Here is a 15,212-nt window from a genome sequence, read left to right as displayed (position 1 = left end):
ATCATGTATATAAAGGTAGTAATAGACTGTTCAACATCGCTTGTCGAGATGACAGGCCTATCAAACAACCCATCTATTATACAACAAAGAGAATAAACATGAGTAAGATCGACTAACCAGTCTATTTTTATTGGTCGTATGAAGCGCAAGACAACGTTAATATGTCCTCTACTTCAGAGCGAGCCGCATACTAAGCAACAGATACTTGTGCTCAGCACTCAAAAACAGAATGGTTAATAGGAACACTCAAACCATAGAATTCGGTTTGGTCTATCAAAACACTAGACAATCGTAAATAGGCATATATAAAGCAAGCTATAAACGACACTATGTTATGACCACTTATCAATTTGCACAAGCTAGTGCTAGTTAATTACTACAATTATAAAATGACTGAGCGATAATTACAAACTTATCCCTGAAGCAATAGTAAAACACAGTTATTTAACAAATAAATAGAGATATGTAATACTCAATCTGAAAAGCATTGATCTATATCAAACTTAAGTCGAATTCGATTGGTTTGCTACTCATGACCTAGAAGATTTTAAGCTCAATTTTTATGCATATGTGTCTAGATTTTTGCCAATATTCGAACAATGTTGTACCGATTTTGACATCATAAATATGGCTGAAAAATGGATAAATTTAAGCAAAATAACCAAACAGACATATTTTGATACAAAAATTACAGCGAATAACCACCGCTAACCCATGCCAATTGGGATGGTAGTCAATAAAAGTTTTTTCAAATCACAAGTGATTGCTGCTAATATACCCTGCGTATTAAATGAGTTAAATTCATTTTACCGTTTGACCGATGATGACGTGAGGTGTACGTCTGTAGTAATTTTATTCTAACAAGCTAAAACCAATGGAGAGCAATTTATGGCTGATAATAATGCCAAACTAACCGTGAATGGTGAAGAATACGAACTTCCTATTATTAAAGGTACTTTAGGGCGCCCAGTTATCGATGTTGCTGCTCTACAAGAATCAGGCTTCTGGTCTTATGACCCTGGCTTTAAAGTTACTGCTCCTGTTGAATCAAAGATTACTTACATCGACGGCGGTAAAGGCGAGTTATTGCATCGTGGCTACCCTATCGACGAGTTAGCGAACAACGCTGAATACCTAGAAGTCGCTTATGCATTGATTCATGGTGACCTACCTACTGCTGAGCAAAAAGCAGACTTTTTTGAAAAAATCCGCGAGCATACTCCTGTCCATGATCAATTGCGTAAGTTCTTTGAAGGCTTCCGCCGTGACGCGCATCCAATGGCTATTATGGTTGGTGTCGTTGGTGCCTTATCAGCGTTCTATCATGAAGACCTAGACGTGAGCAATGAAGAACATCGCGAAATCACAGCTATTCGTCTAATTGCTAAGATGCCTACGCTTGCTGCGATGAGTTATAAGTATTCACAAGGCGAACCGTTCATGTATCCGCGTAATGACTTTAACTACGCAGAAAACTTCTTGTACATGATGTTTGCAACGCCTGCTGATGTAGATTACGAAACCAATGACGTTATCACTCGCGCCATGGACAAGATCTTTACCTTGCACGCTGACCATGAGCAAAACGCTTCTACGTCAACAGTACGTCTAGCTGGCTCTACCGGTGCAAACCCTTATGCATGTATCGCTGCAGGTATTGCTGCGTTATGGGGACCATCACATGGCGGCGCCAACGAAGCTGTTCTTGAGATGCTAGATGAAATCGGTACTGTCGAAAACGTGCCTGAGTTCATGGAAAAAGTAAAAAGCCGTGAAGTGAAGCTCATGGGCTTTGGTCACCGTGTTTACAAAAACTTCGATCCACGCGCTCAAGTAATGAAAGAGACTTGTGATGAAGTACTAGAAGCACTAGGTATCAACGACCCTAAGCTTGAGTTAGCGATGGCACTAGAGAAAATCGCGCTAGAAGACCCGTTCTTCATCGAGCGTAACCTATATCCAAACGTTGATTTTTACTCTGGTATCATCTTGAAAGCCATCGGTATCCCAACGTCAATGTTTACAGTTATCTTCGCATTGGCTCGCACTTCAGGCTGGATCAGCCACTGGTTAGAAATGCATAGTGCACCATTCAAAATCGGTCGCCCGCGTCAGTTGTATACTGGTGAAACGCGCCGTGATTTTGTAAAAGTTGAAGATCGCAAGTAAGCTGAGCCGTGTTTGAGCAATAAAAAATCCCGCTATCATGCGGGATTTTTTATTGCTCTTTGATAGGTACTATTGGCTCTAGTATGTATATTTGATACTACGAACATGACATGGTTATTTACTGAAATTCTTTCAAAGTCTGTTCATACTTTGCAATCTGCTCATCATAGCCTTTAATCGTATCATTAAACTTAGTCATGAGCATCTCAAACTCTTGCTGCTGCTGTTGTTTCATCTGCTGCATATCGACTACCTGCTGCGCTTCTATCTGCTCCCATACTTGATGCTGAATAATCAAACGAGCCAGCGCTGGGCTTTTTGCACTTAACCTTCCGGCAATCTCTGCATGTTCAAACAATTGCGGCACTAAAGTCGCGATGTTAATCAGTGTGTCAGAATCCTCTGCACTGAGTGGCGTCGTCACAGGCTGATATAGCGTATCCATCGTTTGTTGATAGCGCTCTATTATCTGCGCTTCGGTCAGTATCACAGGTTTACGTGGCTCCAGACTAATACGCTTTAACACCGTCAAGTCACGCTCACCAACTTCGGTACTAGTATTGATATCGACCGCTGCATCCGAATCTGTATTGCTACCTATAGCCACTGGGCTGTTCGATGCTGTTGTCTGCTCAGCACTATCAACACCAGAGCCCTCTGACGCATTCTCTATTGTCTCATCGTTGCTGTTGTTGCTAGTAGTGTTTTCACCTGTGCTGTCAGTCACGTTATCGTTAGCATTGTCAGCTGCACCGTCTAGTAGTAAGGACTCATCGCTGTCTGATGCATCTGCCGCTTGCAGTGACTCATACTCTGCTTGAAGACGGCGCTGCAACCCTTGCGCTTGTGCAACATATATAGGTTGAAACTGTTCTATACGCGCTGCAGCCGAATCGCTTTGTGGCATAGGCTGACTGTCTTCTTCAGTTGTTTTTTCGCTTGTCTCGGTATCGCTTGGTACAGGCTGGGTATCTGCTTGCTGTTGGCAACCCGTCAGAAACAGTACACTCGTCAACGCTGCTGCAAGCAGTGGCGATTGATAATGAGTGTCAGTATTAGGCTTCACTGATAAAAATCTAAGCATAAGAGTACATATCCTTTAATAAAGCAAACGTATAAAAAGCTAAAGTGATGACGATAACTAACGTTTGTCATTCTCTGTTCATTTATTCTTCGAGCCATCACTGACTTATTAGTCATTGAACAAACCCAATTTAATAGGCATATAATTATTTTTATCTTATTCATTAGTCATACTATTACTAATCATAGCACTATCTCTAATTACCCCAAGCAGTTAGAAACCTAATTATCATATGACAGGCAAAACCTAGCTGATAAAAGAGCTACCAGTGCTTTTAATGTTAGTAATAGGATTTACGGTCAAAAATGGTATGCAAGCCTCCAAAGCTTGGCAGTCTTGTCCGCGCTGACGACGTACAAAATAATCTTGTACCATACGTGCCTGCTGCTCTATACCATACTTAAAAAAGGATTTACCCGTTTCTAATACATAGTCATAGCGCCGATCGATAAGGGCACCGCGTACGACTTTTAAACCTTGCTGCAATTGCCATATGTGAGTCAACTCATGTATTAGCCAGCTCTGTTTCGCCAAAGGCGCGTCACTAAAATCTATAATCCAATCAGCTGGGTTAAAATAGATATTACCATTGGGACTGACGGCATAGTTTTTTAGTACCCACCAAGCGGTCTTTAGCCGAACCTCATCAAGTCTGATACTCTCACCAAATACGGATCTCGCCAGCGCTATCTCGCCTGCCGTCAAACCACGCGACCGCTGGCTGTGGTTACGGTTACGTAGATATCGATTAAATAAGCGCTTGAGTGTGGGTTTAGACATCGTCAATGTATTACCTTATATTTGATAGGCTACTTCTAATAGATTATGTTTGGTTATCCATTTTTACCAAGTCCGTTACTGAAATGGTTGAACCGTTAATATAGATGAATTGTGAGAACTAAAGTATCAAGGACATAAGCTATACGCTTAGTGAGCTTTCATTAACATGTTTTTGCGTTAGCCTAGCGTGTATGACCCATACTTACAGGTAACATTAGGTTTATAACCTAGCCTACTTTTATGGCTCATGTCCAATATTGAGTGTCATTATAAAGTTGCTGCGAGAATCATGCCAAACAACTGAGTGTATTTAGATGAACTCAGAATAGTAAATATAGAATAGAATGCGGTGCTCTGTACTCAACGTTCTGTATTTAGCGATAACGCCCATTGATAACTGCCATTATGATCCATTGATGGTTTTTTAATTATTTGATAGAGAGTTCTATGCCGACCAACTTTCACGCCGACACCCCCCTTGCCCAGCGTATGCGCCCTGCCTCACTTGCTGCCATTATTGGTCAAGAGCACCTCTTAGCTATAGGTGCACCGCTACGACGTTTGGTAGAGCAAGGACACTTGCCATCTATTATCTTACATGGTGAAGCAGGTATCGGAAAAACAACCATCGCGATGCTATTGGCTGATGCCGTTGGTAGACCCTTTCATGCGCTCTCTGCCTTGAATACCGGGGTCAAGCAGCTGCGTGAAGTACTAGACAATAGAGACTCATTAAGCCTTGAGTCACCTGTGGTATTTATCGATGAGATACATCGTTTTAATAAAGCGCAGCAAGACGCGCTCTTGGGCGCTGTGGAATCTGGGGATATTACCTTAATTGGTGCAACCACAGAGAACCCATCATTTAGCGTCAATAATGCTCTATTATCGCGTTGCCAAGTATATCGTTTAGAGCCGTTGACGCCTGAGCAGATTGGTGTCGTATTACAGCGAGCACTAACAGAAGACGCTGTCCTTAAAAAGCTGACTATCGACTTGCAAGCGCAAGATACCATCAGTCAATTGGCACATGGCGACGCAAGAAAGGCGCTAAACTTATTAGAGCTCGCGATCCAAACAGCCGACACCAAGCAATCACCAACAGTCATTGATGATGAGCTGGTTGGCCAAGTGGCGCAAACGGCGTTGGTACGTTACGATAAAGATGGTGAGCAGCATTACGATATTATTTCAGCCATGATTAAATCAGTACGTGGCTCAGATCCTGACGCAGCGCTATATTGGATGGCTCGGATGCTGGTTGGCGGAGAGCCTGCAGATTTTATTGCGCGTCGATTGGTGATACTCGCCAGTGAGGATATCGGTAATGCCAACCCCAATGCCCTACTCCTTGCTGATACAGCATTGCGCAGTGTGCAATCAATCGGTATGCCAGAGGCACGCATCATATTGGGGCAAGTCGTGGTCTATCTAGCTACCAGTGCCAAAAGCAATAGCACTTATAAAGCGATAAATGCGGCAATGGCTTTGGCAGAAAAGGATGCCTCCCCTGTACCATTACACCTACGTAATGGGGTGACAAAACTAATGCGTAATCAGGGCTACGGACAAGGTTACGCGTATCCTCATAACTACCCTAACCACTACTATCTTCAAAGCTATTTGCCAGAAAACTTGTTGGGTACCAGTTTTTACGAGTTTGCTGATAATCAGCGCGAGCAGCATAGTAAACAGTTTATAGAATGGCTAAAAACCCAAGCAGCAAGTAATGATTGAGAATACCATCTGATGTATCGGAAAATTTTGAGCTATCGTTGGTTTAGGGATTAGTCATTATACGTATGAGCCATTAGTAATATTTAACCCCATTTTTAAAAGACTAAGCGTGATAGTTCAGCTTTGAGGCAGCACGCGTGGACAAAAACCGTTAAAATGTATCCATAATGATATATAAGAGTCATGAGTTACTTCTATATTTGATTACTGTTATTTAATTACTATGATTATCACGCGCTTTGCTCAACAGCAACAGCGCGTTTTACCATCTACTGCTACAATAGGCAGATAACGCTTTATATTCCAAACCACACATATTTATTAATAATAAAATATTGAGACTTACTATGAGTTTACATACGATTCCTGAGATTATCGAAGACATTCGTGCCGGAAAAATGGTCATCTTGATGGATGATGAAGACCGCGAAAACGAAGGTGATATCATCATGGCAGCGACGCACGTTCGCCCTGAAGATATCAACTTTATGATTACTCACGCGCGCGGCTTGGTATGCTTAACCCTATCACAGGCGCGTTGCCAGCAATTAGCCCTGCCGCTTATGTCAGATCGCAATGAAGCAAAATTTAGCACAAACTTCACGGTGTCTATTGAGGCTTCTGAAGGTGTTACCACTGGTATCTCTGCAGCGGACCGCGCTCGTACGATTCAAGCTGCGGTCTCGTCTGCTGCAAAGCCAGAAGACATCGTCCAACCTGGGCATATTTTTCCAATCATGGCACAAAACGGCGGTGTTCTACACCGTGCAGGCCACACAGAAGCCGGTTGCGACTTATCAAGATTAGCAGGATTAGAGCCTGCAGCAGTCATTGTAGAGATCATCAATGCTGATGGTACGATGGCACGTCGAGATGATCTTGAGATATTTGCAAAAGAACACGACATCAAAATGGGTACAATCGCCGATCTCATCAACTACCGCATCGCCAATGAGCAAACGGTAGAAGAAATCGAGTCGCGTCCTTTTGAAACTGAACATGGCACTTTTACCTTGCATCGTTTCCGTGAGTTTGGTGCTGAAGAAACACATTTAGCATTGGTAAAAGGTGATGTGAGCGAAGGCGTGAGTACCGTACGTGTCCATGGCTTCCATCCACTACGTGATCTATTTGCTGCCAAAAATGATACGACGGGTCGTAGCGGCTGGAGCGTACAGTCAGCACTAGAAGAAATCAGTGCTTCAGATCGTGGCGTCATGGTTTGGGTAGGTAATCATCAGCCAGTCGATCTAGGAGATGCGTTAGATAAAGCTTCAGACAATCAGTCACTATCGACCATCGCCCAGCAGCCTTATCGTAGTATCGGCGTTGGTGCACAAATACTGCGTCACTTGGGTGTACGTGATATGCGTTTACTGTCATCACCGATGAAGTTTTATGCCTTATCAGGCTTTGACTTAAATGTGGTTGATTTTGTCAGCGCCCCGCAACAAAGCTAAAGCCTGTTTAAAAGTGGACTAAAACATAAGTCGCGAAAAGGGCACGCTAATATCATGTTAGCGTGCCCTTTTTTTGTTTTCAATAATCAACGCTTAACCGACGATACCCTTCAACTTTAACCAGCGAGACCTCTCAAAAAAGCGTCAGGTTAATATCACTCTAAAGCTCGGGAGTGTGATCAAATTTCGCTTCTAGTGCTAACAGCCGCGCGCGCTCTTCCGCTGTCCATGGCAACTTACCTTTCCCATCACTATCGAGACGTACCACCACTGCCTCGGCCGTCGCCACGATGATGTTTTGCGCTGTACTATAGTAGCTATATTCCATTGTTATACTGGTATTACCCAGACGCTGGCAGCGCACACCTAGCAGCAAGGTATCAGGATACGTTACTGGGCGTAAGTATTGGCAGCTCGATTGCGCCAGTACGGTAACCATACTGCCATCAAACATATCTAACGCATGTAAATAACCAATACGCGCTGACTCAGAGTAACGATAATAAACCACATTATTGAGGTGGTTAAATGCATCCATCTCACCCCAATGAATTGGCTGGGGATGAATGATTGGATAATTAGCCAGTACGTCAGGACGCTCGGTAATCACGTCAGCCAAAAAATCATATTTTTCGTTAAAATCAGTCATAACTTACCTTTTTCTTTATATTCAGTATTTGTCGCGCTGCTAAACAACCTCTACTGGCTCTGAGGTTTGTCTAAGATTTGTGTGGTCAATAAAGGGGTTGGTTTGGGTGTATTGGCAATCAGTTGATCTAGCCAAGCGATAACTTCTGGTATATCGCTAGGGGCTTTCATAATTTCTAAATTAGTGTCTACGTTGGTTTTTAAATTGGTGTCTAAAGCCGTGTCCGAATTAGCTTGTGCACCTATCGGTTTTTTGTCCGCTGGAACAATGCCAATCGCATCACTTTGAGTAGACTTTTTGCTAACTGATGACTTAGGAATTAACGTTTTTAGCTGTTTGCGCGCTTGGGTCAAATAACTACTCAATTGGTCCTGTTCACGCATATTGCTAGATTGGCTTGCAAGATTTAAGGTCATGATGACTTCGTGAATGACGAGCTGTCTGCGAGAGAGACTTGCCTCATTGTTCACCGGTCTGTTAGCAGGCTTGTTTGTTGCAGCATCGACAAGCTCTCGGCGCTGAATATCCGTACGCTCGTAGCTTCCAAGACGCTCATGACTGTGCAAAAACTCTTGGATATTTTGAATCGCAAGGTTTTGGATTTGCCATGGACTCGGTTGTGAGCTTTGCGCTTGTAAGCGTTCGATATCTTGGAGCAAGCTTTGCTTGATGACCACAGTCAACGCAGGTGCAATCTCATTACTGCTTTGTGCCAACTGCCAATGCAACCCTCGCAGTAGCTCTATCGCTGCACTATCATTATTATCTGCTAGTAGTCTATCGGCAGCCTTTATTTGGATACGTAATAGATCCAGCTGGTTTTGCGCTTGACTGCTGGCCTCCACTCTCGGTTCAGGCAGTGTCTGTTGGCTCATAGCAAATAAGCGATCGTCCATTTCGTTTAAACGGCTGACGACCTGTTCATTACTTTGTAAGCGCTCATTGACACTATGTTGAAAGCGTTGCTGGCTGATATATAACCAAAGCAGCGCTGCGATAAGTAGCAGAATAACTAGCCACTGCATCCGCAGCAGCAAAATGTTTGCTTGGCGGCGCTGCTGTACAGCAGAAGGACCTTCGGGTAAAGACTCAGGATTCATTGACATAAGGCTGTACCACTATTTATAGGTGTGACTATGTTTAAAGCAAATAAAAGATTATAATACTAATTGGTAGCGTTGATGGCTGAGAGAATCGTATCTGGTGCTAAGTCTTCTACACGCCAATAGCTCAAGTGTTCTGCTGCCACCATCTTTGCTAAACGCTCACCCAGTACAACATAAGCAAAGTCTGATAACGCGAGTGGCACACTTTCCTCGGTATGACTCACCGCATATGTATCTGGTTTTGATACCAAAGTCTCTACCTGTGCACCTTTAATGATATGTTTCCAGTGCTCAAAGGCGACCCCACTACTCACAACTACGATTGGTTTTGATTGATTCGATCGTGCGTTCTTTTCTTTGTTATGTGCAAGAAAATCTTGTTGATATTGCTGATATTGAGATCGTGCATCAATAGGCATCGTGCGCTCGTACCACGCAATACTATCAATATGCACACCGCGGGCCTGTAATGTATCGACCAATAATCGTCGCCCGCCAAGACCACGCCATATCAGTAGCTTATCACCAGGCTGCAAACTTTCAATCTCAGGCATTGCCAGCATACCTTCGTTATTGGCAACCTCAGGCTGCAATACTTGGTAGCTTGTCGCCTCTATTGTTGCCTGATTCAGTACCGTAGCAGTGGCTTGACCGACTGCAATGATTTGACTTGGCGCGACAAGAAGTTCATAGAGTATCTCAGCTTGCCTAGTCTCTGGCTGTTCAGATACTAGCCGCTTGAGCGCTTCTCCCGAATGACTACAGTCACTATGCTCGTTGTGCACAAGTGCACGCCAAGCATTCAATCCTAACGTAGCCGCAGTTGGGCTGATAACTACCAGAGCCTTATATTCACCAGCGAGCCATGCACGCATCAGTGTCATATCATCGTCAGTCGTTGAACGTGATTGCAATACCAACATTGGTATCTCGACTACTGTAAACCCTGCTGCTTGCAGATGGTGTGTCAGCGGCGCAGCACGTTCTGTTGGACGCGTATTGATGACAATTTGCGGCACTGATGATGAGTCATCCGGGTGACTATTGTGACTATCACGACTGAATGTCACTTGGGTTGACGTTGATGACATAGCTGTACCATGGCAAAAGACCTATAAAGTTAGCTCCACTATAGACCAGCCATTTGAAATGCTGGTCTATAACAAAATCACAATGCAATCTATCGGTTATTCAGGCTCATAAATGGCTGATAATATATCTCCAGCCCCATCAGCGAGTAGCATGTCTGCAACATCGATACCTAGCTGATTGGCCTGCACTTCTTGCTCATCTTGCGTACCGACCAACGTCGCTCGCTTTTCTGCCTTTAACAGCTCGCTACCATCAGCTTGACCCACTCGCCCACGTAACCACAACACATTACCATCATCGTTATTGCCGTTTTCGCCATTGTCATCATTATTGGCACTGGTCTCGTCCGCCATTTGCAACACAGCATAAGCAGCAATCGGCACCTGACAGCCGCCTTCTAAATGACGGTTTAGTGCACGCTCAGCGATGAGACGAATGCGAGCTTTGTCATCGTTTAGCGGTGCCAGCAGCTGTAGTACTTCATCGTCACCCTCACGGCATTCGATAGCTAAGGCACCTTGACCAACTGCAGGTAAACAAGCAGCAATATCTAACTCTCCGCGTATACGCGCATCTAATTCAATACGCTGTAATCCGCTGGTCGCTAAAATAATGGCATCATACTCACCAGCATCTAGTTTACCCAAACGCGTACCTACGTTGCCGCGCAGGGTTTTGATTTGTAGATCTGGGCGGTACGCTTTGATTTGGCACTGACGACGCAGACTCGACGTCCCAACGACGGCACCTTGCGGCAACTCGTCAATACTATTATAAGTGTTTGAGACAAAAGCATCCGTTGGTGAAGCACGTTTGCAATAAACGCCTAGCATCAAACCTTCAGGAAGCTGCATCGGTACGTCTTTTAGTGAATGTACGGCAATATCTGCTTGTTTGTCATACAGTGCCTGTTCTAGCTCTTTTACGAACAAACCTTTACCACCGATTTTGGCTAAAGGGGTGTCCAAAATCTTGTCACCCTTAGTGACAATTTTTAGTAACTTGATTGTCAGCTCAGGATAAAGCGCCAATAAGCGATCGCGAATGTGCTCCGCTTGCCATAGAGCCAAAGGACTCTGACGCGTGGCGATGGTTAATGTAGTCAAAGCAGATTGCTGTTGGTTGCTCATAAATGGCCTCAATAAACTCATTGCTATCCGCTCAATACTATGATGTCATCACCAAACAATAGGGCAAACTTGCCACAGAAAAGTGGTGACTCAAATCATTAATAGTAGAGGCTGACGCAAAAAAATACCCCTATTTAAGCATAAATAAGGGTTGGATGATATGGGAGGATTATGTCGAAACAAGAACACCTCATTACATGCTCTGAATTTTGTCGCGTAAGGCTGGCAGGTGACGCCGGCTCACGGCTAACGTCTCATCAATGTCTTTAAACCGTATCTGATACTGACCCGCATCTAAGGTTTCTAAATAATCCAAGAAATTAAGGTTAATGATCGCATTGCGATGCACGCGAAATAAACGGTCATCAAACTCTTGCTCTAGTTCTTTTAGCGTTTCATCAATCAGTACCATGCCATCTTTGTGACGTACCTTGACGTACTTTTGGTCTGCTGCAAAGTAATAAATGTCTTTTAGCTTAATCAGTTCTACACCGCGGTGAGTACGGGCAGCAATATGCTCGCGTACTGGACGCGCGGTTGGATCTTCTAGCTTACGAATTTCGTTGAGCTGCGCCGCGTTTAGGTTTTTTGCTTTGTTCAGTGCCTCTAACAGCTCATCTTTGTTTGCAGGCTTTAACAGATACCCGATTGCATTGGCTTTTAGTGCAGCTATCGCGTAATGATCATAAGCGGTAACAAAAATAATAGCAGGTGGATGCTCAAGTTTGGCAAGCTCTTGGGCACAGCGTACCCCGTCCATCTCAGGCATCCGAATGTCTAACAATATAATATCAGGCTGCTGAATTTTTACAGCGACGATGGCCTCTCCACCTGTTGTGGCTTGAGCGACGACCTCGTGACCTGACTCCTGTACGATTCTGACTAAGCGCTCACGTGCCAAAGGCTCATCATCACAAACTACGATACGCATGAAAACTCCCACCTAAAGACATACTTAATGTTTTTGATGGTATTACGAATATATTGATCGGTTCGATATGATGACGTTTCGTCGCATCCTATTTTATATTAACCATTATTCACCAGATATAAATCGCAATAACCATATAGATATAAAAGATGATGCAATAAATATGCCACACTTCATAATACGTGAACAGTAGCACTCAAAAGCACCTAAAAGGTGCAAATATTATAAACTGACATCTTGTAAGGGATAGTCAATAATGGTGGTAACTTGGTTACTGGTTACGAGACTTTGGATATCAGCACTTTGACCAAAATGGGCACGTAAACGATCCGTTTGAATATAAAAATTCATGTGCTGACGCAAATCATGATTGATGATCAAGGTTTTTTTGGGCAGTTCTACCTCAATCTGAATTGCCACACGGTGCTGCTGCCAAGTGACTTTGATATCAATATGAATCGTTTCGGTGGTCATCTCTACAACATTGAGCAGCATCTTTTCTAAAACACTTTGTAAGGTTAAAGCCGTGATGACCATATCGTACATGATGTCTTCATCAGGCAGCTGCCAGCTTACCTCGAGCTTATCTGCTAAGCGACTAGACTCAATCGCTAAGTAATGCTCACAAAGCGCGACTTCCTCTTCAAAACTGATCTCACGCGCACCGCTAAAACTGGCACGGAACAAAGCAGAGACATGCTGTAGTAAGGCAGCAGCTCTTGGCGGATTGGATTCAATAAGTGATACAAGTGTGTTGATCGTATTAAAGAAAAAATGCGGAGCAGTACGGGCTTTAATCAAATCGTTTTGGGCGGTTAACTTATACTCAAAAGATATTTTGAGTGCGTTGAGCTCACGATGATTACGCAAAAAATATAATAAAAACACAATGGTAAAACCACCAGTCAGTACTGTATTGAATAGCAAATTGATCACAAAAGCTTGACGGTCGTATGCCATCAATCCTAGATTAATCATGACCAACACCACTAACGCCATGGATACCGTAGCAGAAAACATCATGAGCATGACAATACGCACACTCACACTAGGAATGCTCGCATTTTTGAAGGCAGGACGCAGATAATCGACCAAATATAGCGCTGGAATGACGGTTAGTGAATTCTGTAGCACTCGAGAAAAGAACTTGATAATAAAATCAGACCAACCTGACAGACCATGACGCTCAATCACTGTCAGAAACAGTGACCAAAAAACGATATATGTCAGCCACTGCCAAGGTCTCATGAGCTTCATGAGTTTGGGAATAAAAAACTCTAAACGTTCGGCTAGTAAGGCAACCTCATCATTTGCTATACTCGAGTTCTTATTCTCTTGACTTGTCTTGTACCGATATGAACGCCAATTCTTCAAACCTTAGTAATCCCGAATCAAGTAAAAGTTCATCTGTCTCTGATTCTAGCACAGATGTCTCTACAACAACTGATGCGACACAAAACAGTCAGGGCCAGCAAATGTGGGGCGGACGATTTAGCGAAGCGACGGACAGCTTCGTTGCCGCTTTTACTGCTTCTGTCGGCTTTGATCAACGTTTTGCTCGTCACGATATTCAAGGCTCAATTGCCCACGCAACGATGCTCAAAGAATGCGATATTCTAACCGCTGATGAAACGGCCACGATTATTGATGGACTGCACCAGGTATTACGCGAGATCGAAGCAGGCGAGTTTAACTGGTCAATCGCTCTTGAAGATGTCCACATGAATGTCGAATCACGCCTAACTGACATTATAGGCGCAGTCGGTAAAAAACTACATACTGGTCGTAGCCGTAATGATCAGGTAGCCACTGATATCCGTTTATGGTTACGTGAAGAGACTGATAATATTATTGCCCTGCTCGTGCGTTTACAAAGCGGCTTACTTGATCTGGCTGATCAACATACCGATACCATTATGCCTGGTTTTACACACCTACAAACCGCCCAGCCTGTCAGCTTTGGTCATCACGTGATGGCTTGGTTTGAGATGCTGTATCGTGATACTGAGCGCTTGGTTGATGCCCGCCGCCGTATCAACCAGATGCCACTGGGCAGCGCAGCCCTCGCTGGCACGACTTTCCCTATCGACCGCACCATCACCGCCGAACTATTAGGGTTCGAAGGTATTTGTCAAAACTCACTTGATGCGGTCTCAGATCGTGACTTTGCAATTGAGTTTACCTCAGCTGCCTCTATCCTGATGATGCACATGTCACGTATGAGCGAAGAGATTATTCTTTGGATGTCAGCACAGTTCAACTTTGTACAGATACCAGATCGCTTCTGTACTGGCTCATCGATCATGCCACAAAAGAAAAACCCTGACGTGCCTGAACTGGTACGCGGTAAGGCGGCAAGAGTCTTTGGTCAGCTCATGACATTGCTCAGCTTGATGAAGAGCCAACCGCTCGCCTACAATAAAGACAATCAAGAAGACAAAGAACCTTTGTTTGATTGTGTCGACACCCTGACAGGGTCGCTTTTGGCATTCGCTGATATGCTACCAAACATCGTCCCGAATAAAGAAAGTATGCGCGCGGCGACAATGAAAGGCTATGCTACGGCAACTGATTTGGCAGATTATCTGGTACGCCAGGGCGTTGCCTTCCGCGATGCGCATGAAGTGGTCGGTAATGCGGTTGCGCTAGGTATCAAAGAAGGTGTCGATCTCAGTGATTTATCATTAGCACAGTTGCAGCAATTCAGCGACGCTATTGGCGAAGATGTTTTTGATTATCTAACTCTAGAGGGCTCGCTTGCCGCTCGTGACCATTTAGGTGGTACTGCGCCAAACCAAGTTAAGAAAGCTGTGGTTAATGGACGCGCACGCTTAAAGGCCTTTGTCTAGTCAACTGACGAGATAGCTGATTCAAAATAGCGGCTAAGCTATGGTTGACGATCAATATTCGTAATATCTACACCCAACACCCGCATCTGTAGCGGGTGTTTTTATTTATCGTACTAAAGTTTGTGATGCTGAAACTTGTGACACTAAAATTTAAGATGCTAAGACTTATGCTACTAAGCTAGTAATTGCAAACGATACACCAGATATCCTTTGCTAAATCTACCA

At 43.9% G+C, this 15,212-nt stretch carries 12 protein-coding genes; 4 read left to right on the top strand and 8 right to left on the bottom strand.

What is annotated here, in order from left to right:
- The first annotated feature begins 888 nt into the window (after positions 1–888).
- Positions 889–2,169: a citrate synthase gene (gltA, locus tag ACTXGL_RS04140; protein WP_443525081.1), complete on the top strand. Its 1,281-nt coding sequence runs from the start codon at positions 889–891 to the stop codon at positions 2,167–2,169.
- 118 nt (positions 2,170–2,287) lie between these two features.
- Here the strand turns inward: gltA and ACTXGL_RS04135 are convergent, their stop codons facing one another.
- A complete protein-coding gene (locus ACTXGL_RS04135) occupies positions 2,288–3,253 on the bottom strand; it encodes a hypothetical protein (RefSeq protein ID WP_443525079.1) in 966 nt (321 codons plus the stop codon).
- Positions 3,254–3,499: 246 nt separating this feature from the next.
- Complete coding sequence (locus ACTXGL_RS04130) at positions 3,500–4,033, bottom strand: type IV secretion protein Rhs (RefSeq protein ID WP_443525077.1); 534 nt, start codon at positions 4,031–4,033, stop codon at positions 3,500–3,502.
- Positions 4,034–4,480: 447 nt separating this feature from the next.
- Here ACTXGL_RS04130 and ACTXGL_RS04125 point away from each other — a divergent pair, with 447 nt between their 5' ends.
- Together ACTXGL_RS04125 and ribBA are read left to right on the top strand one after the other, a co-directional pair.
- Positions 4,481–5,770: a replication-associated recombination protein A gene (locus ACTXGL_RS04125; protein ID WP_443525075.1), complete on the top strand. Its 1,290-nt coding sequence runs from the start codon at positions 4,481–4,483 to the stop codon at positions 5,768–5,770.
- 347 nt (positions 5,771–6,117) lie between these two features.
- On the top strand, positions 6,118–7,230 hold the full coding sequence (ribBA, locus tag ACTXGL_RS04120; protein WP_319050705.1) for a bifunctional 3,4-dihydroxy-2-butanone-4-phosphate synthase/GTP cyclohydrolase II: 1,113 nt from the start codon (positions 6,118–6,120) through the stop codon (positions 7,228–7,230).
- Positions 7,231–7,390: 160 nt separating this feature from the next.
- Here the strand turns inward: ribBA and ACTXGL_RS04115 are convergent, their stop codons facing one another.
- From ACTXGL_RS04115 to ACTXGL_RS04090, 6 genes are all read right to left on the bottom strand, one after another.
- A complete protein-coding gene (locus ACTXGL_RS04115) occupies positions 7,391–7,879 on the bottom strand; it encodes an acyl-CoA thioesterase (RefSeq protein ID WP_443525073.1) in 489 nt (162 codons plus the stop codon).
- 50 nt (positions 7,880–7,929) lie between these two features.
- Positions 7,930–8,985 carry a hypothetical protein gene (locus ACTXGL_RS04110; RefSeq protein WP_443525071.1) on the bottom strand — a complete coding sequence of 352 codons (1,056 nt, stop codon included), beginning with the start codon at positions 8,983–8,985 and terminating at the stop codon, positions 7,930–7,932.
- A gap of 59 nt (positions 8,986–9,044) precedes the next feature.
- Entirely contained in the window at positions 9,045–10,076 is a 1,032-nt protein-coding gene (locus ACTXGL_RS04105; protein ID WP_443525069.1) for a uroporphyrinogen-III synthase, read from the bottom strand.
- A gap of 96 nt (positions 10,077–10,172) precedes the next feature.
- The gene (gene hemC, locus ACTXGL_RS04100; protein WP_443525067.1) at positions 10,173–11,207 is read right to left on the bottom strand and encodes a hydroxymethylbilane synthase; all 1,035 of its coding nucleotides are present in this window, start codon (positions 11,205–11,207) and stop codon (positions 10,173–10,175) included.
- Positions 11,208–11,400: 193 nt separating this feature from the next.
- Positions 11,401–12,138 (bottom strand): LytR/AlgR family response regulator transcription factor, encoded by a 738-nt coding sequence (locus ACTXGL_RS04095; protein ID WP_319050711.1) that lies wholly within the window; start codon positions 12,136–12,138, stop codon positions 11,401–11,403.
- 222 nt (positions 12,139–12,360) lie between these two features.
- Positions 12,361–13,386 carry a histidine kinase gene (locus ACTXGL_RS04090; RefSeq protein WP_443525065.1) on the bottom strand — a complete coding sequence of 342 codons (1,026 nt, stop codon included), beginning with the start codon at positions 13,384–13,386 and terminating at the stop codon, positions 12,361–12,363.
- Between the two features lie 227 nt (positions 13,387–13,613).
- On the opposite strand from ACTXGL_RS04090, the gene argH reads away from it, so the two are divergent.
- Positions 13,614–14,987 carry an argininosuccinate lyase gene (gene argH, locus ACTXGL_RS04085; protein WP_443525539.1) on the top strand — a complete coding sequence of 458 codons (1,374 nt, stop codon included), beginning with the start codon at positions 13,614–13,616 and terminating at the stop codon, positions 14,985–14,987.
- Positions 14,988–15,212: the final 225 nt, after the last annotated feature.

Origin of the sequence: Psychrobacter sp. T6-6 (assembly GCF_052258185.1) — a bacterium.
In the GTDB taxonomy this organism is placed as follows: Bacteria; Pseudomonadota; Gammaproteobacteria; order Pseudomonadales; family Moraxellaceae; genus Psychrobacter.
The sequence above is the reverse complement of the archived record's forward strand: the minus strand, read 5'-3'. Positions and strand labels throughout refer to the sequence as shown.

What these genes read in the sequence shown, in the direction of transcription:
- gltA (WP_443525081.1), top strand. Translation starts at nt 889, where the DNA reads ATGGCTGATAATAATGCCAAACTAACCGTGAATGGTGAAGAATACGAA.
- ACTXGL_RS04135 (WP_443525079.1), bottom strand. Translation starts at nt 3,253, where the DNA reads ATGCTTAGATTTTTATCAGTGAAGCCTAATACTGACACTCATTATCAA.
- ACTXGL_RS04130 (WP_443525077.1), bottom strand. Translation starts at nt 4,033, where the DNA reads ATGTCTAAACCCACACTCAAGCGCTTATTTAATCGATATCTACGTAAC.
- ACTXGL_RS04125 (WP_443525075.1), top strand. Translation starts at nt 4,481, where the DNA reads ATGCCGACCAACTTTCACGCCGACACCCCCCTTGCCCAGCGTATGCGC.
- ribBA (WP_319050705.1), top strand. Translation starts at nt 6,118, where the DNA reads ATGAGTTTACATACGATTCCTGAGATTATCGAAGACATTCGTGCCGGA.
- ACTXGL_RS04115 (WP_443525073.1), bottom strand. Translation starts at nt 7,879, where the DNA reads ATGACTGATTTTAACGAAAAATATGATTTTTTGGCTGACGTGATTACC.
- ACTXGL_RS04110 (WP_443525071.1), bottom strand. Translation starts at nt 8,985, where the DNA reads ATGTCAATGAATCCTGAGTCTTTACCCGAAGGTCCTTCTGCTGTACAG.
- ACTXGL_RS04105 (WP_443525069.1), bottom strand. Translation starts at nt 10,076, where the DNA reads ATGTCATCAACGTCAACCCAAGTGACATTCAGTCGTGATAGTCACAAT.
- hemC (WP_443525067.1), bottom strand. Translation starts at nt 11,207, where the DNA reads ATGAGCAACCAACAGCAATCTGCTTTGACTACATTAACCATCGCCACG.
- ACTXGL_RS04095 (WP_319050711.1), bottom strand. Translation starts at nt 12,138, where the DNA reads ATGCGTATCGTAGTTTGTGATGATGAGCCTTTGGCACGTGAGCGCTTA.
- ACTXGL_RS04090 (WP_443525065.1), bottom strand. Translation starts at nt 13,386, where the DNA reads ATGAGACCTTGGCAGTGGCTGACATATATCGTTTTTTGGTCACTGTTT.
- argH (WP_443525539.1), top strand. Translation starts at nt 13,614, where the DNA reads ATGTGGGGCGGACGATTTAGCGAAGCGACGGACAGCTTCGTTGCCGCT.